13 protein-coding genes are annotated in these 14,420 nt (G+C 61.1%); 11 read left to right on the forward strand and 2 right to left on the reverse strand.

Translation table 11 applies throughout. The annotated features are described in order from the left end of the window. The first annotated feature begins 184 nt into the window (after positions 1-184). The 7 genes from AC0L2B_RS31230 (at position 185) to AC0L2B_RS31260 (ending at position 7,426) form a co-directional block, all read left to right on the forward strand. Positions 185-1,198: a glycosyltransferase family 2 protein gene (locus AC0L2B_RS31230; RefSeq protein WP_473748094.1), complete on the forward strand. Its 1,014-nt coding sequence runs from the start codon at positions 185-187 to the stop codon at positions 1,196-1,198. 265 nt (positions 1,199-1,463) lie between these two features. Then, positions 1,464-1,862, forward strand: coding sequence for a hypothetical protein (locus AC0L2B_RS31235; RefSeq protein WP_473748095.1), 399 nt, complete (start codon positions 1,464-1,466; stop codon positions 1,860-1,862). 144 nt (positions 1,863-2,006) lie between these two features. Further along, positions 2,007-2,876 carry an endo-1,3-1,4-beta-glycanase ExoK gene (gene exoK, locus AC0L2B_RS31240; protein ID WP_473748096.1) on the forward strand — a complete coding sequence of 290 codons (870 nt, stop codon included), beginning with the start codon at positions 2,007-2,009 and terminating at the stop codon, positions 2,874-2,876. A gap of 61 nt (positions 2,877-2,937) precedes the next feature. Continuing rightward, positions 2,938-4,269: a UDP-glucose dehydrogenase family protein gene (locus AC0L2B_RS31245; protein ID WP_027151552.1), complete on the forward strand. Its 1,332-nt coding sequence runs from the start codon at positions 2,938-2,940 to the stop codon at positions 4,267-4,269. Positions 4,270-4,359: 90 nt separating this feature from the next. Further along, a complete protein-coding gene (locus tag AC0L2B_RS31250) occupies positions 4,360-5,820 on the forward strand; it encodes a GMC oxidoreductase (RefSeq protein ID WP_473748097.1) in 1,461 nt (486 codons plus the stop codon). Beyond that, positions 5,817-6,266, forward strand: coding sequence for a hypothetical protein (locus AC0L2B_RS31255; protein WP_473748098.1), 450 nt, complete (start codon positions 5,817-5,819; stop codon positions 6,264-6,266). The genes AC0L2B_RS31250 and AC0L2B_RS31255 overlap by 4 nt, the downstream gene beginning before the upstream one ends. A gap of 80 nt (positions 6,267-6,346) precedes the next feature. Then, the gene (locus AC0L2B_RS31260; protein WP_473748099.1) at positions 6,347-7,426 is read left to right on the forward strand and encodes a glycosyltransferase; all 1,080 of its coding nucleotides are present in this window, start codon (positions 6,347-6,349) and stop codon (positions 7,424-7,426) included. A gap of 141 nt (positions 7,427-7,567) precedes the next feature. On the opposite strand, the gene AC0L2B_RS31265 is transcribed toward AC0L2B_RS31260, so the two are convergent. Together AC0L2B_RS31265 and AC0L2B_RS31270 are read right to left on the reverse strand one after the other, a co-directional pair. After that, positions 7,568-8,590 carry a phosphoribosyltransferase gene (locus AC0L2B_RS31265; RefSeq protein ID WP_473609272.1) on the reverse strand — a complete coding sequence of 341 codons (1,023 nt, stop codon included), beginning with the start codon at positions 8,588-8,590 and terminating at the stop codon, positions 7,568-7,570. Between the two features lie 38 nt (positions 8,591-8,628). Then, positions 8,629-10,125, reverse strand: a complete 1,497-nt coding sequence (locus tag AC0L2B_RS31270) for a lipopolysaccharide biosynthesis protein (protein WP_091592810.1) — start codon at positions 10,123-10,125, stop codon at positions 8,629-8,631. Positions 10,126-10,316: 191 nt separating this feature from the next. Here AC0L2B_RS31270 and AC0L2B_RS31275 point away from each other — a divergent pair, with 191 nt between their 5' ends. Genes AC0L2B_RS31275 through AC0L2B_RS31290 form a run of 4 tightly spaced genes read left to right on the forward strand, consistent with a single transcriptional unit; the run spans position 10,317 to position 14,415 of the window. Further along, positions 10,317-11,486: a glycosyltransferase family protein gene (locus AC0L2B_RS31275; RefSeq protein ID WP_473748100.1), complete on the forward strand. Its 1,170-nt coding sequence runs from the start codon at positions 10,317-10,319 to the stop codon at positions 11,484-11,486. A 28-nt stretch (positions 11,487-11,514) separates the two neighbouring features. Continuing rightward, a complete protein-coding gene (locus AC0L2B_RS31280; protein ID WP_473748273.1) occupies positions 11,515-12,507 on the forward strand; it encodes a glycosyltransferase family 2 protein in 993 nt (330 codons plus the stop codon). Then, positions 12,507-13,457 (forward strand): glycosyltransferase family 2 protein, encoded by a 951-nt coding sequence (locus AC0L2B_RS31285; protein WP_473748101.1) that lies wholly within the window; start codon positions 12,507-12,509, stop codon positions 13,455-13,457. The genes AC0L2B_RS31280 and AC0L2B_RS31285 overlap by 1 nt, the downstream gene beginning before the upstream one ends. Continuing rightward, positions 13,447-14,415: a glycosyltransferase family 2 protein gene (locus AC0L2B_RS31290; RefSeq protein ID WP_473748102.1), complete on the forward strand. Its 969-nt coding sequence runs from the start codon at positions 13,447-13,449 to the stop codon at positions 14,413-14,415. Before AC0L2B_RS31285 ends, AC0L2B_RS31290 begins: the two co-directional genes overlap by 11 nt. Positions 14,416-14,420: the final 5 nt, after the last annotated feature.

Raw genomic sequence — 14,420 nt, forward strand, 5'->3', positions numbered from 1 at the left:
GCCCGTCGATTTGCGCCATGACGACCCCGAAAGGAAAGACTGGACGGAGCGAGTGATTTTAACGATGCTTCGCACTCGCAGCATAAGTGCCGGCTGATGTTTCGTACAGCCGGGCAGTCAGTGAGAACGAGAGCTGCATTGGGGCAGAAATTCGGAGCTACCTGTGCAGTCGAGAGGCGAATTGATGACAGAACCGGAAGTCTGCGTGATCATTGCCGCTCGCAACGCGGCGCGGACAATTGCGGTTGCCATCGCATCGGCCTTGCGCGAGCCGGAGGTGGCCGAAGTCGTCGTCGTCGATGACGCCTCCACTGACGATACCGCGAAAGTCGTTCGAGCGGCCGACGATGGCAGCGGCAGGCTTTCCGTCATCCGGCTCGACGTCAACGGCGGTCCTTCCTTGGCCCGCAACGCCGCGATAGCCAGCTCCAAATCGCCGTTCATCAGCATTCTGGACGCCGACGATTTTTTTCTCGAGGGCAGATTTCGCGAGTTGTTCGCCAGCGCCGATTGGGATTTCGCTGCCGACAACATCATGATGATCAGGGACGATGCGGCGACCGACGTTTCGAAAATCACCGCTCCGCGGTTTGCGGCCGATCCGGAATTTCTCGATTTCGAGCGCTTCATCGAAGGCAACATCTCCAGTCGTCGTGTGCAGAGAGGTGAGTTGGGTTTCCTCAAGCCGGTGATCAGCCGCGCTTTTCTGGACCGGCATGGGCTGCGCTATGACGAAAACCTGCGGCTGGGCGAAGACTATGAACTCTACGCGCGCGCGGTTGCTTGCGGGGCGCGCTTCAAGGTCATCAGGTCCTGCGGCTACGGAGCGATCGTTCGCGCGGATTCGCTGAGCGGCCAGCACAAGACGCAGGATCTCAAGCGTCTGGCCGACGCGGATCTGGCGCTGCTGGCGATCGACAGTTTGCCGGAAGGCTACAAGGCCGTGCTCAGAAAGCACGAACGGCAGGTGCGCGACAAATATCGGTTGCGAAACTTCCTCGACGTGAAGAACGAGAGAGGGCTGACAGCGGCTGCGGCCTACGCCCTGGCCAGCCATTCCAATCTCATCCCCATCGTTCGCGGCGTGGCCGCCGACAAGCTGGATGCGCTGTTTCGCCGCGCCGGCTTTGGCTCGAAACAGCCTGTGCCGTCGCGGCGCTTTCTCATGGCCGCAACCAGCCCGGTCGGCGAGGCTTGAGCTGGTCCGCCGGCGCGCCACACCGATCATGTCAACAGGTCCTTACCCTGCCTCAAAGCGATGCGAATTTCCGATTCGCCGCACTAGGCGGTTGCCTACTCGCTTTGGGAATGGCATGTATGTTGCGGTGCAGCAATTCTGATTGGCTGTTTGAATCGGCCGAAAATGTCCGCCTGTCAGAGGAGCTGGACGATGCGACAAGAACTTTTTGGCCCGGCCGGGCACAAGGGACAGCTTAGGCCGGCTATGACAGGAAACTGAGCGCATGGCCTCGATATTTGGCTTCAGATCAAGGGATCCGGCTCGAGACAGGCAGACCGATATCTCGCGCCTTGACCGCCTGGCAAAGCTGCTTGACCAGATCGCAGCCGAGATCGAGGCGGAGAAAAACGGGCTTGAGAATCGCTACCGGACAAAGGTCACCAACGCCGCCTTCCTGGTCGAGGCGATGGAAAATGGCGCGGCCTCCTCCAGCAGATCCTCCGAGGTCAGCGAACTGACGAAGTCGATCCTGAATTACGAGCGGCGCATCGCGGCGCTCGCCCGCCAGAACGAATTGATGAAGGGTCTCCGGCATTCGCTGGATGCTATCTTCGACGAAAGCGCCCAACCTGGCTCGGCCACCAAGGCCGATTTCGCCAACCCGGCCGCCGGCGCGGGGTGAAATTTCAAAGAGCCTGGGTGGCGCCACTGGGCAAGAAGCAGGCAACCGGGGACGCTACCGGCAGAAGGTCAAGATCAGCTCGTTTCGTCATGGTTTTGAACATCGACTTGGGTTGGGGAGCGCACAGCACAAGGTGAGTTTGGTATGAACGCGGATTCGAAAAGCACGTCCACCCCAGCAACCGGCGACCGGCCGTTCACGCACATGATGAGGCAAGGGAAACTGAGGCAGCTATGTTCGGGCGGAGCGTTTCTGCTGGTCGCACTCGGCAGCCTGGTTGCGGGCCCGACCCCTTCCCGTTCGCAGGACATCCCGACTGCGCCATCGTTCGTCGATGATTTCACCAGCTTCGACCGGGCGCGTTGGTACATTGCCGACGGCTGGGCGAACGGCAAGTATCAGAACTGCATCTGGTCCAAAAGACAGGTCAAGCTTTCCAATGGCATGCTGACGCTCGGTTTCGAAAAGCAGAAGGTGAAGGATCGCGACTTTGCCTGCGGCGAGGTCCAATCCAAGCAGCGCTTCGGCTATGGCACCTATGAGGCGCGGATGAAAACCGATTCGGGCTCTGGCATCAACGCCTCCTTCTTCACCTACATCGGCCCAACCGACAAGCAGCCGTGGGATGAAATCGACTTCGAGGTGCTGACCAAGGACACCTCCAAAGTGCAGGTCAACGCCTACATCGCCGGCAAGGGCAATAACGAGAAAGTGGTCGATGTAGCTGGCGGCACCGACAAGGCTTTTAATGATTACGCCTTCGTCTGGGAGAAGGACCGGCTGCGCTGGTACGTCAATGGCGAGCTGGTGAACACGATCACCGATCCGGCAAAGCTGCCCAGCCATGCGCAAAAGATATTTTTTAGCCTCTGGGGCAGCGACACGATGAAGGAATGGCTGGGGCCGTTTTCGGATCCGGGTCGCAAGCTTACCTTGCAAGTGGATCGCATCGCATTCACGGCGCTCGGCCAGCCATGCCAGTTTCCGGAATCGCTGGCATGCAGCATTAAGTAAAGACCAATCTGAACCGGCCGGGCCGAAAGCGCTCCGAAGTCTTGAACAGGAATGAAATCAAATGAATTTGACGGTCTTTGGAATCGGCTATGTCGGTCTGGTGCAGGCGGCGGTGCTTGCCGAAGTCGGCCATCAGGTACTATGCGTCGACATCGACGTGAAAAAGGTGGAGCGGCTCAATCAGGGCCTCATTCCGATTTTCGAGCCCGGGCTCGAAAACCTCGTCAAGGAGAACCATGCGGCCGGCCGCATCAAGTTCACCACCGACGCCGCGGCCGCCGTCAAGCATGGCCAGATCCAGATGATCGCTGTCGGCACGCCTCCGGGCGAGGATGGTTCGGCCGACCTCAAATATGTGCTGGCCGTTGCCGAGGCCATCGGCCGGGAGATGGATGCGCCCAAGATCGTCGTCGGCAAGTCGACCGTGCCGGTCGGAACCTGCGAAAAGATTAAGGCCAGGATCGCCGTGACGCTGAAGGCGCGGGGCCGCGAGGATCTTACTTTCGACGTCGCCTCCAATCCGGAATTCCTCAAGGAAGGCTCCGCGGTGGCCGACTGCATGAAGCCCGACCGCATTATCGTCGGCACCGGCAGCGAGGACACCGAGGCGGTGATGCGTGAGCTTTACGCTCCATTCAACCGCAACCACGAGAAGATGATCGTGATGGATGTGCGCAGCGCCGAGTTCACCAAATACGCGGCCAATTGCATGCTGGCGACCAAGATCAGCTTCATGAACGAAATGGCCAATCTGGCCGAGGAACTCGGCGCCGACATCGAGGAGGTCCGCAAGGGCATCGGCAGCGATCCGCGCATTGGCTACCACTTCATCTATCCGGGCCTCGGTTATGGCGGCTCGTGCTTCCCCAAGGATGTGCGCGCCCTGATCAAGACCGCCGAAGGCGTCAAATTCGATGCCAAGCTGCTGCGCGCCGTCGAGGAACGCAACAACGAACAGAAATCGGTCCTGTTCGATAAGGTGAACCGCTCTTTCAACGGCAATCTGAAGGGCAAGACTTTTGCGCTGTGGGGCCTGGCGTTCAAGCCCAATACCGACGACATGCGTGAGGCGCCGGCTCGGGTCTTGATGGAAGCGCTCTGGAAGGCCGGCGCCAAAGTGCAGGCTTACGATCCCGAGGCGATGCAGGAATGCCAGGCCGTCTACGGACTGCGCGAGGATCTGCTCTTGTGCGGGACCAAGGAGGCAGCGCTGCGTGGCGCCGATGCGCTCATGATCGCCACCGAGTGGAAGAATTTTAAGGCACCCTCGTTCGACGCGATCAAGGATGCGCTGTCCACGCCGATCATCTTCGACGGTCGAAACCTCTACGACCCCAAGGTCATCGCTCGCTACGGCATCGAATATCACTCGATCGGCAGGATGGCGGCGTGAGATCAGGCGGGACAGGCCGGTGGCTAGGACATCAAGGACGATCGCGAAGGCTTCGATGAACGCGCTAGTGTCAACAAGGGGTCTTCTCTGATGGTGCTGGGCATCAGGCCGGAACAGATCGCCAACGAGCATTTCGATCTTGTCGCAGTCGGTTCCGGTTTCGGTTCGGCCTTCTTCCTGCATGCGTTCGCCAAGCAGCGAAAGGCACGCATTCTGGTTCTGGAATGGGGCGGGCACAACACGCATGAATGGCAGCTCGATCAGAACGTCAACACCGACATCGAAGACAAGACCACCTACAAGACCAACTCTGACAAGCCGTGGAATTACACCATCGGATTGGGTGGCGGAACGAATTGCTGGTTCGCCCAGACGCCGCGCTTTCACCCGAACGACTTCAGGCTGAAAAGCCTCTATGGCGTCGGTAACGACTGGCCGATCAGCTATGACGAGCTCGAGCCGTTTTACTGCGATGCAGAGGACGTCATGTCGATTTCAGGCGACCCCGACATGGCGGCGATGATGCCGCGTTCCAGGCCATTTCCCCAGCCACCGCATCACATGTCGACGCCGGACCGGATGATGAAAGCGGCGCAGCCGGACCAGCATTTTGTCATGCCGACAGCCCGCGCGCGCGTGCCGACCGCGCAACGGTCTTCTTGCTGCGCCAACTTGCGGTGCGGATTATGCCCGGTCGATGCCAAATTCACCGCCAACAATGGCCTGATGCACGTCTTCGAGCATCCCGACGTTTCGGTCTGCCTTGGCGCTGAAGTGCGCCGGCTCGACCATATCGGCGGTTCGGTCCGTTCGGTCTCATTCGTGCATGAGGGCAAGGAATATTCGGTCAGCGGCGATCTTTTCATACTGGGCGCCAATGCCATCCAGAGCCCGGCGATCATGTTGCGGTCCGGCCTGTCGGGCGAATTCGTCGGGCGCGGCCTGCACGAATCCTACGGATGGAATTTCGAAGCCTATCTCGACGGTGTCGATAATTTCGACGGAAGCACCATCACCACCGGCTTGAATTTCGGCCTTTATGACGGCGCTCACAGATCGGACCATGCGGCGGCGCTGGTCTATTTCGAAAACCGCTGGCAGCACGGGATGCGCCCTGAAAAGGGACGTGTCCGTCAGACGCTTCCCATCATCATTGTTACCGAAGACCTGCTCGACCCGGAAAATCTCGTGGTTCTCGACGAGGATGAAAACGCCTTCGTCAGTTTCGCGGAAGCATCCGACTATGCGGTCAAGGGCATGGCGCGGGCAAAGGAGAAATTGGCGGCGCTTCTGGCGCCGCTGCCGGTCGAAGAGATCTTCGATCGCGGCATCCGGCGCACCGAGTCGCATGTCCAGGGCACGTTGCGGATGGGCTCGAGCCCGGCGGATTCGGTGGTCGATCGGGACATGATCCACCATCAGCTCAGGAACCTGGTTGTCGTCGGCTCGAGCACATATCCAAGCTGTTCCTGCGCCAACCCGAGCCTGACGGCGGCAGCCCTCTCCCTGCGGGCGGCGAGCCGGATAGCAGGAAAGGAAATGGCCGGATGACCAAGGTTTCGCGACGCGCGGCACTGGCCATCATGGCTGGCGGAGTTGCTTCGACCGGCATCGCCTACACCACCGTTTCCTCGCTTTCGGACGAAGACCTGGTGCGCGTCACGCTCGAAAGATATTTCGGCAGGCTGAACATGCGCATCGAACATTTGCAGCAGTTCGTCCTGGAATTCCAGAAGCGGAACCCCTGGATATTTCCAAACACAAAGCTGGGCGATGCTGTCACTGTGCTTGAGGCGCTGAAATTGGGCGCCGCACGCCGGTTTCTGCCCGAACAGAAAAAACAGGACCTGAGGCATTTCGACCGCTGGGTCATTGCCGAGTTCCATATGCTGACCGACTACGCCCGGCGCAGTTCGCCAGCCGACCCGGTCCGGTTCACCGGATGGCAGCCGTGTACCAATCCGTTCGCCAATTTGGAGACGCAGCAGGATGCTTGAAGCGGGTCGCAAGCCAGCATCCGTAAATAAGCCGTGCGTCATTGCCCGTAAACTTGAGAATGCGACAAGGAGCCGAAACCATGAAAGTGCTTTTTGCAGGCGGTAACGGTTACACGCCCCAGTTCAGCGGCGGTGTCCAGTCCAGCACCCATCACCTTGCCGAACAGTTGCGCGAGCACGGGCATGAGGCTTCGGTGCTCGCCGCCCTGTTCGGCCAGGGCGTCTTCGGCTACAAGGCGCGCGCCAAGATGAAGCTTTTGAGGCAGCGCGCTGTCATCGACAGCTTTCCAGGCTATCCGGTCGTGCGCGCCTGGTTTCCCTGGGAGGCGGCGGGTTTCGCCGTCGAAAAGCTGAGGCCGGATGTCGCCGTGGTCCAGTGCCACAAGTCGGTTCCGATCGGCAAGGCGCTGCAGGCCGAAGGCGTGCCGCTGGTCGTCTATCTCAGGAATGTCGAGTTCCACGAATTGGGCGGCGATCTGCGCGAGCTGCATTCGGCGCTCTACATAGCCAATTCCGAGTTCACGGCGCGCACCTACAAGGCAAAATTCGATATCGATTCGACGGTTATACCGCCGACCATCAATCCCGCGCTCTACCGCACGCCGACGACGGGCGAGTTTGTCACGCTGATCAACCCCTATGAGGAAAAAGGTTTCGAGCTTGCGGTGCGCATCGCCGCCGCCTGCTCTGAAATCCCGTTCCTGTTCGTCGAAAGCTGGAAGCTTGACGATGATCATCGGGCCCGGATCGAGCAGACGATCGCGCCGCTCGGCAACGTCACCCTGGGGAGCCGGACCAACGACATGAAGACGGTCTACGGCCGCACGAAAATCCTGCTGGCTCCCAGCAAATGGGAAGAGGCCTGGGGTCGGGTGGCGTCGGAAGCCCATTGCAGCGGCATTCCAGTCGTCGGCTCGCGTCGTGGCGGCCTGCCCGAAGCGATCGGCTCCGGTGGCGTGGTGCTGGATTACGATGCCCCACTCGCCGACTGGGTGGCAGTGGTCAGGCGTCTGTGGACCGACAGCCTGGAATATGGGCGGCTTTCAGCGGCGGCGCGTGCATTCTCCGAGCGCCCGGAACTCGATCCGGCGGGTCAATTCGCGACCTTCTTCTCGATGCTGGAGAGGGCGACACAACAGCCTTCGCGGCAAGCCGCCTAACCCATGTCGCGCAAAAGCATTCCCTCGGGCCTGACCCTGGGCGGCCTGACCCGAGGGTGCGTAGCGGTTTTGCGATAACGACTGCATAAAACAAAACAAAAGCGCGCGTCGCGTGACGCGCTTTAAGTCCCGAAACCAGGTTCAAGCCGGTCGTTTGACCCGGCTTTTGAGCGTCTCGTAACCGCGTTCGCCAAGCAGCGTGCGCGCGACGGTCTTGATTGCCGTCTTGCGCCCGTCAGGCGAACTGATCTGCCTTAACCTGCCCGGAAGGTTGCGCGCCGCCTGTCCAAGTGCCGGAAGTGACAGCGTGTCAGGATAAATTACCAGATGCGTTTCAACGCACAGCACCGGCTTGCCGGAAAGCTCGGCGATCTTGAGGGCCTGCTGGTGCTCGCTTTCGATGAACAGGATGGCATCGGATTTGCGGTAGAAATCGGCTTTGAAACTGCCATGCACGCCAAGCCGTTGCCGTTCAGCCTTGCTCGGCAGGTCAAGCATGATCAGCTTGTCGTATTCTATGCCGTGCTTTGCCAGCCATGCTTCGGTAAGCGTGCGGTATTTCTCGAGCCGGCTGGTGACGAGCCAGCCGATCTTGCGGGTCGGGCCAAACAGAGGCAGCGCTTCGCCCAGGAATTTCTCATAGGCGGGGCCGTCGTCATTCTCTGCTTCGGTCGGGTCCAGGCAAAGCACACCGTCAATGTCGACGCAGCTTTGCGCGAGGAATTTGTGGTGCATGAAGTTCCATTGGAACATCCTTGGATGCGGCACGACCTCGAGGACGATGTCGGTTTCCTCGTGTTGGGGCAGCAGGCCGAACACCGCGGCAAAGGTGAAGTCCGCCTTGATGCCGGCGGCCTCTACCCGACTGCGCGCCTCTCTCATGGCAGCGCCGCCGCTGACGCTGTCGTCGATCACCAGGACCTTGCGCATATCGGTCGCCTGGCGGTCGAGCGCGGCGCGCCGTTTGGTGACGCCCGAAGTATAGATCTTACCGGCCAGGAAACTATCCAGGTCGGTCATCGGAATGTTCGCCGTCAGGCTGAGCAGGGTGGCGGCGAGAATCCCGCTTCGCGGGACCCCCACCACCAGGTCGATGTCGCGCGGCAACCGGTGAAGGTTTCTGACAATCGCATCATTCATGTCGGAGATCGATCGGTAGTGCATGGGATCAGACCTGGTCCTCGTATGGATGTCCGTGCAAGTTACTTCGCCTCGCTTGGTGCGGCCTTAGGCGCCCGCGCCGGCAGCAGTTTTAAGGCCTCCCGCAACGCCTCGCGGCCGGAAGCAAACGCCAGCGCGGTCATGACCGTGATCATGTAGGACAGCGCCACCGCGCTCGCCATCGCGAAGATGTGCTGTTGCGGCAGCAACGGCTTGGCGAACCAGATCGCGGCAAGCGCCAGATGCGCGCCAAGCACGAAGGGCGTTGCCGCGCGAAGCATATGGCTTGCCCGCAGCGGCCCGGTCTTTCCGATATACAGCCACAGAAAAGGCGTTCTGAGATACTCGCTGACCGCATAGGCGATCGCCACGCCCAGCGCGCCATAGGGCAGGCCGATCAGGAAGGCCAGCACCGACGTCAAGGCTGTTATGATGCCCCAGCGCATGAAATCGCCCGAGCGGCCCTGGCTGATGAAAAGCCATCCCGCCGGGTTGTTGAGCGGCTGCAGCAGACCGGCAAAACCGAGCGCCAGGAAGATGCTGGAACTCTGCCGCCACTGCTCGCCGAGCACGAACGGTATCAGCACGTCGGCCATGGCGATGGCGAAGGCGACACCCGGAAGTGCGACCAGCAATATCAGCGGCATGACGCGAAGATAAGCGCTGCGGTAGCGATCCGGCTCGTCCTTCAGCCTGGAAAGAGCCGGCACCATGACCTTCGACAGCGGATTGGTGATCTGGCTCAACGGAAACAGAAGCAGCTTGTAGGCGCGGTCATAGAGTCCAAGCTGCGCTTCGCCCCAGTATTTTCCGATCAGCACATTGTCGAGATTTCGGGCAAAGAAGTTGGCGAAGTTGAACCCGGTGATGCCGGCGCCGAAATTGATCAGCTCGCTAATGCCGTTGACCTTGCGCGGCAGGCTGGGGCGCCATCGCGAGTTTGCCCAGTAGCAAAGCGTGGGCAGTACGGCTGCTGTCAGGGTGCCGGCAAAAAGCGCCCAGTAGGAACGGTCGATGAAAGTCCAGGCGATCGATACGGCTAGGCCGGCAATGGCACTTGCGACGTCGATGATGGCCAAGCGGGCGAACTGCATTCGGCGTGTCAGCAGCGCCAGATGCTGGGCGCCCAGCCCATAGGCTATGATCTGCAGCCCGAGTGCTGCCACCAGACCAGACACCCGCGGTTCGCCATAGAAGGCGGCGACCAGAGGCGCCGCGCCGGCAAGCACGCAGGCGAGCAATGCGCTAACCGCGACATTGACCCAGAACAGGTAATTGACCTCTTCATGCTTGATTCCGCTTTTCTGAACCGTCGCCTGGGTCAGGCCGAAATCCTGGAACAGCGCGATGAACGCCAGCACAGGCGCGCACATCGCCACGACGCCGAAGTCCTGGGGCGAGAGCAGGCGCGACAGCACGATGACGGAGACGATCTGCGTCGCAACCCGCACCGATTGCGCCAAAGCCGTAATGATAGCGCCGCGTCCGACCGATCTGCGGAGAGAGCCCTCTGGCGGGTCGAATGCATTGGCTTGCAAATTCAGGGTCCCTGATTTTCGTGCCGGTCCCGGAGTCCCGGCCGATGCCCGATGCCACCATCAAACTACGGCAATAATATTGCAGCGCAACAAAAAACATTGATTTTTGCTACGCTGCACCAAAAATGTTGCGATGCAGCACGAGCTGTACTAGGATTCTTTCGGGCGGGCCAACAGCGGTCGAGTTTTTCATGCTGCATGTCTTGTACTTGGTGCACGACGTCTCCGATCCGGCAGTGCGCCGGCGGATCATAATGCTCAAGGCAGGCGGTGCCCAGGTCACACTGGCAGGCTTTCGCCGGTCAGCAAGCCCGATCGCCGAGGTCGAGGGCTTGCATCCGATCGATCTTGGCGCAACGCGCGATGGGCGATTCGCCCAGCGGCTGGCAGCGGTCACCAAGGCGGCGGTTTCGATCGGGTCGACACTCGGTTCGATGCCCAGACCCGACCTCATCATCGCGCGCAATCTGGAAATGCTGGCGCTTGCCCGGCGTGCCAAATCGGCATTCCAGGCAACCGTGCCGATCGTCTATGAGTGTCTCGACATCCATCGCCTGATGCTTCGCGACGATTTTCTGGGCAAGGCGATGCGCGGCGCGGAGCGCTATCTGGCCAGGGATGTAAAGCTGCTGGTCACCAGTTCGCCGGCCTTCATCGCAAACTATTTCAAGCCGTTCGGGCAGATTGCCGCGCCGGTCGAACTGCTCGAAAACAAATATTTCGAGCCTGCCGCCGTTTCGCTGAATGATCGCACGGCGGCGGAGCCCGTCGCTCCGCCTTGGCGGATCGGCTGGTTCGGCGCGCTCCGATGCCGCCGCTCCCTGGAACTGCTGGCCGAATTTTCCCGGCGACACGAGGGCCGCTTCGAAATCATCCTCAGGGGCCGTCCGGCGCTTTCCGAATTTCCGGATTTCCACGGTTTCGTCGAATCTGAGCCCTGGCTCTCGTTTGGCGGACCCTATCGGAATCCCGAAGATATGGCGACGATCTACCGTGAGGTTCATTTTTCCTGGGCCATCGATTTTTTCGAGCAGGGGCTGAATTCTGAATGGCTGCTGCCCAACCGCCTCTACGAGGGCTGCCGCTTCGGCGCCGTGCCGATCTCGATGGGCCACACCGAAACCGGCCGGTTCCTCGACCAGCAGGGAATCGGTGTTCTCTTGCCTCAAGCCACTCCCGAGGCACTCGAGGCTGCCTTGGGCGAGTTGGAGGAGCATCGTTTCGGGAAATTGCGGGCGCGTGTTCTTGCCCGCAATCCGCGAATCTGGAGCCACGATCGCAGCGATTGCCGGGCGCTCGTCGAGAAGCTTCGCGGGTTGACGGTCGCGCCCGGTTCATATGCTGCCGAGGCACTGGCTTAGGATGGCTAGGGAAGGACATGGGCCGATGATGCAGACCGAAATGCCGTCCAACCTGATCGTGATTCCGTGCCTGAACGAAGCGGCTCACATCGGTGCGCTTGTTCACGAGCTTCGACCGGCCGCCGAAAGGCTCGGCGCCCGGATCATCGTTGCCGATGGCGGTAGCACGGACGGCACCAGGGCGATCGTCGAGGAGATCGCCAGGAAGGATCCTAGGATCATCCTTCTTGACAATGAAAAGCGCCTCCAGAGCGCGGCGATCAATCTCGCCATCGCCAGGTACGGCGATGGGGCTGAATATTTCATTCGCATCGACGCGCATGGCGGCTACCCTCCGGATTATTGCGATCGGCTGATCGAAGAGGCGCTGGCCACCGGCGCCGATTCGGTCGTCGTCTCGATGCTGACCAGCGGCAGCGGCACAGTGCAGAACGCGGTTGCGGCTGCACAGAATTCCAAGCTCGGCACGGGCGGCTCCAAGCACCGGCATCTCTCGGCGGGAGAGTGGGTCGACCACGGTCACCATGCGCTGATGCGGATTTCGGCGTTCAAGGCGGTGGGCGGCTATGACGAGACGTTCAGCCACAACGAGGATGCGGAGTTCGACTACCGGCTGCGCAAGGCCGGCTACCGGATCTGGATGAGCGGCAAGACGCAAATGATCTATTACCCGCGCTCGTCGCTCGCCGGCCTCTATTTCCAGTATCTCGGCTATGGCCGCGGCCGGGCAAAGAACGTTCTCAAGCACCGCATGATACCGAAGGTCCGGCAGATGGTGCCGCTCCTGGTGTTCCCTGTCGTCCTTCTCTCTGCCTTTTTCTTCGTGCATTGGCTGGCAGTCATGCCGATTCTGGTGTGGGCGTCGGTTTGTCTCGGCTATGGCGTGTGGATTGCGATCAGCCAGCGCAATCCGGACAGCGCCCTTGCCGGGATTTCGGCGATGGTCATGCATTTCGGCTGGTCCGTCGGTTTCTGGCTGCAACTGCTTGGACCGCGATTGCAACGTAGAAGGGTGGCGTGATGGGTGTGGCCGAAAAAAACCGCAGCGTCGACGTCTGCGTCTGCACGTTTAGGCGGCCGGAGCTTGCCGACACGCTTCGCTCGGTAGCCGCCCTGGACGTGCCTTCGGGATTCGACATCCGCGTCATCGTCGCCGACAATGATGACGGGCCAACGGCCGAACTGCTGGTGGCGACGCTGGCGGAGACGCTGAAGCTGCCGATCAGCTATCGTCATTGCCCGGCACGCAACATCTCGATCGCCCGCAATGCCTGCCTCGACGCCAGCACGGCGGATTTCGTCGCCTTCCTCGACGATGACGAAACGGCATCGTCCAGATGGCTCGCCGAACTGGTTGCGACGGCGGACTTGAGTGGCGCTGCCGCCGTGCTCGGGCCAGTGCGGGCGCGCTATCGGCCGGATGCGCCCAACTGGATGCGCCGCGGCGATTTTCACTCCACCTTGCCCGTCTGGGTGGGCGGCGAGATCCGCACCGGCTACACCTGCAACGTCCTGCTCAGGATGGGCGCCGACAGCCTCCGCGGCCGGCGATTCAGCCTGGCGCGTGGTCAGACCGGTGGCGAGGACACCGAATTCTTCGACCATATGGTCAAGGCCGGCGGTCGCATCGCCTTTTCGCCGCAGGCCTGGGTCGATGAAGTGGTGCCGCGCGCCAGGGCGGCTTTCGACTGGCTCCGTCGCCGCCGGTTCCGCGTCGGGCAGACGCATGGGCACCTGCTGGGGCGCGACGCGCATGGCCTCGCGTTGGTCAGGCAAGTCGGCCTCGCCTCGGCAAAGGCGGTTTTTTGTTTCGCATCGGCAATCCCGGTCGCCATCAGTCCCGTGCGCAGGAACCGCAGCGTGCTTCGCGGCATCATGCATGTCGGCGTCGTGAGCGGTCTTGTCGGCGTGCGTGAAATCCGCCAATACGGCCTGCCCTCGCCGCAGGAAGGGGGCAAGCGTGCAGCCTGACGTCACCTTTGTCATTGCCGCCTACAATTCGGAGCTGACCATCGAGCGGGCGATCGCCAGCGCCATCGCCCAGCGCGATGTGAGCGTGGAGGTGATCGTCGTCGACGACCAGTCGCGCGACCGGACGCTCGATCTGGCGCGATCCTACCCCGAAGGCATCGTCCGCGTCGTCGCACTTGAGCAAAACCGCGGTCCAGGCGGCGCCAGGAATGTCGGCCTTGAGCTTGCCCGCGGCAGGTGGGTGGCGGTCCTCGATTCCGACGACGCGGTCTATCCCGGGCGGATCTGCACCATGATTGACCGCGCCGAGAAAGCGGGCGCCGCGATCGCAGTCGACAATCTCCAGGTGGTTCGCGAGGACGGTGTTGCCGAAGAGACGATGTTCCCGGCCGACTATCTCGAGGGTTTGAGTGAAATCTCGCTGGCGGACTATATTGCCGGCAATGTGGTCTTCGAATCCAGGTTCAATCTCGGTTATCTCAAACCGATCTTCCAGCGCCGGTTTCTGAACGAAAACGGGCTTCGCTATGACGAAAGCCTGATCATCGGCGAGGACTACATCCTGCTGGCCAGTGCTCTGGCCAAGGGCGGCAAGTGCGTGGTCGAGCCGACGACCGGCTATGTCTACCATATCCGGACCGGCTCCATTTCCCGCGTGCTCGAACTTCATCACGTCGAGTCGATGCGTAAGGCCGACCTCGTTTTCGCCAGAGCCCATTCGATGGACGCAAAGGCCGCAGCCGCTTTCGCAAGGCGCACGCGCAGCCTGCGCAAGGCGGCGTCTTTCCTTTCTCTGGTCCAGCACATCAAGGCGCGATCCCCACTCAAGGCGGTGTGGACGGCGCTCAGCGATCCGGCGGCGGTTTGGCATATGGGCATGCCGATCGCCGTTCGGCTGCGAAGGTTGGCGGCGCAATTTGCCGTGGGTGCGGGGGAGGTGAAGGGTGCAGGCAGCTGAAAAAT

The sequence above is a fragment of the Mesorhizobium sp. WSM4815 genome (assembly GCF_055811575.1).

Excerpts from the sequence above, each read along its gene's own strand:
- AC0L2B_RS31280 (WP_473748273.1), top strand. The coding sequence starts at position 11,515 with ATGCAGACCGAAATGCCGTCCAACCTGATCGTGATTCCGTGCCTGAAC.
- AC0L2B_RS31250 (WP_473748097.1), top strand. The coding sequence starts at position 4,360 with ATGGTGCTGGGCATCAGGCCGGAACAGATCGCCAACGAGCATTTCGAT.
- AC0L2B_RS31285 (WP_473748101.1), top strand. The coding sequence starts at position 12,507 with ATGGGTGTGGCCGAAAAAAACCGCAGCGTCGACGTCTGCGTCTGCACG.
- AC0L2B_RS31230 (WP_473748094.1), top strand. The coding sequence starts at position 185 with ATGACAGAACCGGAAGTCTGCGTGATCATTGCCGCTCGCAACGCGGCG.
- AC0L2B_RS31260 (WP_473748099.1), top strand. The coding sequence starts at position 6,347 with ATGAAAGTGCTTTTTGCAGGCGGTAACGGTTACACGCCCCAGTTCAGC.
- AC0L2B_RS31265 (WP_473609272.1), bottom strand. The coding sequence starts at position 8,590 with ATGCACTACCGATCGATCTCCGACATGAATGATGCGATTGTCAGAAAC.
- AC0L2B_RS31235 (WP_473748095.1), top strand. The coding sequence starts at position 1,464 with ATGGCCTCGATATTTGGCTTCAGATCAAGGGATCCGGCTCGAGACAGG.
- AC0L2B_RS31255 (WP_473748098.1), top strand. The coding sequence starts at position 5,817 with ATGACCAAGGTTTCGCGACGCGCGGCACTGGCCATCATGGCTGGCGGA.
- AC0L2B_RS31275 (WP_473748100.1), top strand. The coding sequence starts at position 10,317 with ATGCTGCATGTCTTGTACTTGGTGCACGACGTCTCCGATCCGGCAGTG.
- exoK (WP_473748096.1), top strand. The coding sequence starts at position 2,007 with ATGAACGCGGATTCGAAAAGCACGTCCACCCCAGCAACCGGCGACCGG.
- AC0L2B_RS31245 (WP_027151552.1), top strand. The coding sequence starts at position 2,938 with ATGAATTTGACGGTCTTTGGAATCGGCTATGTCGGTCTGGTGCAGGCG.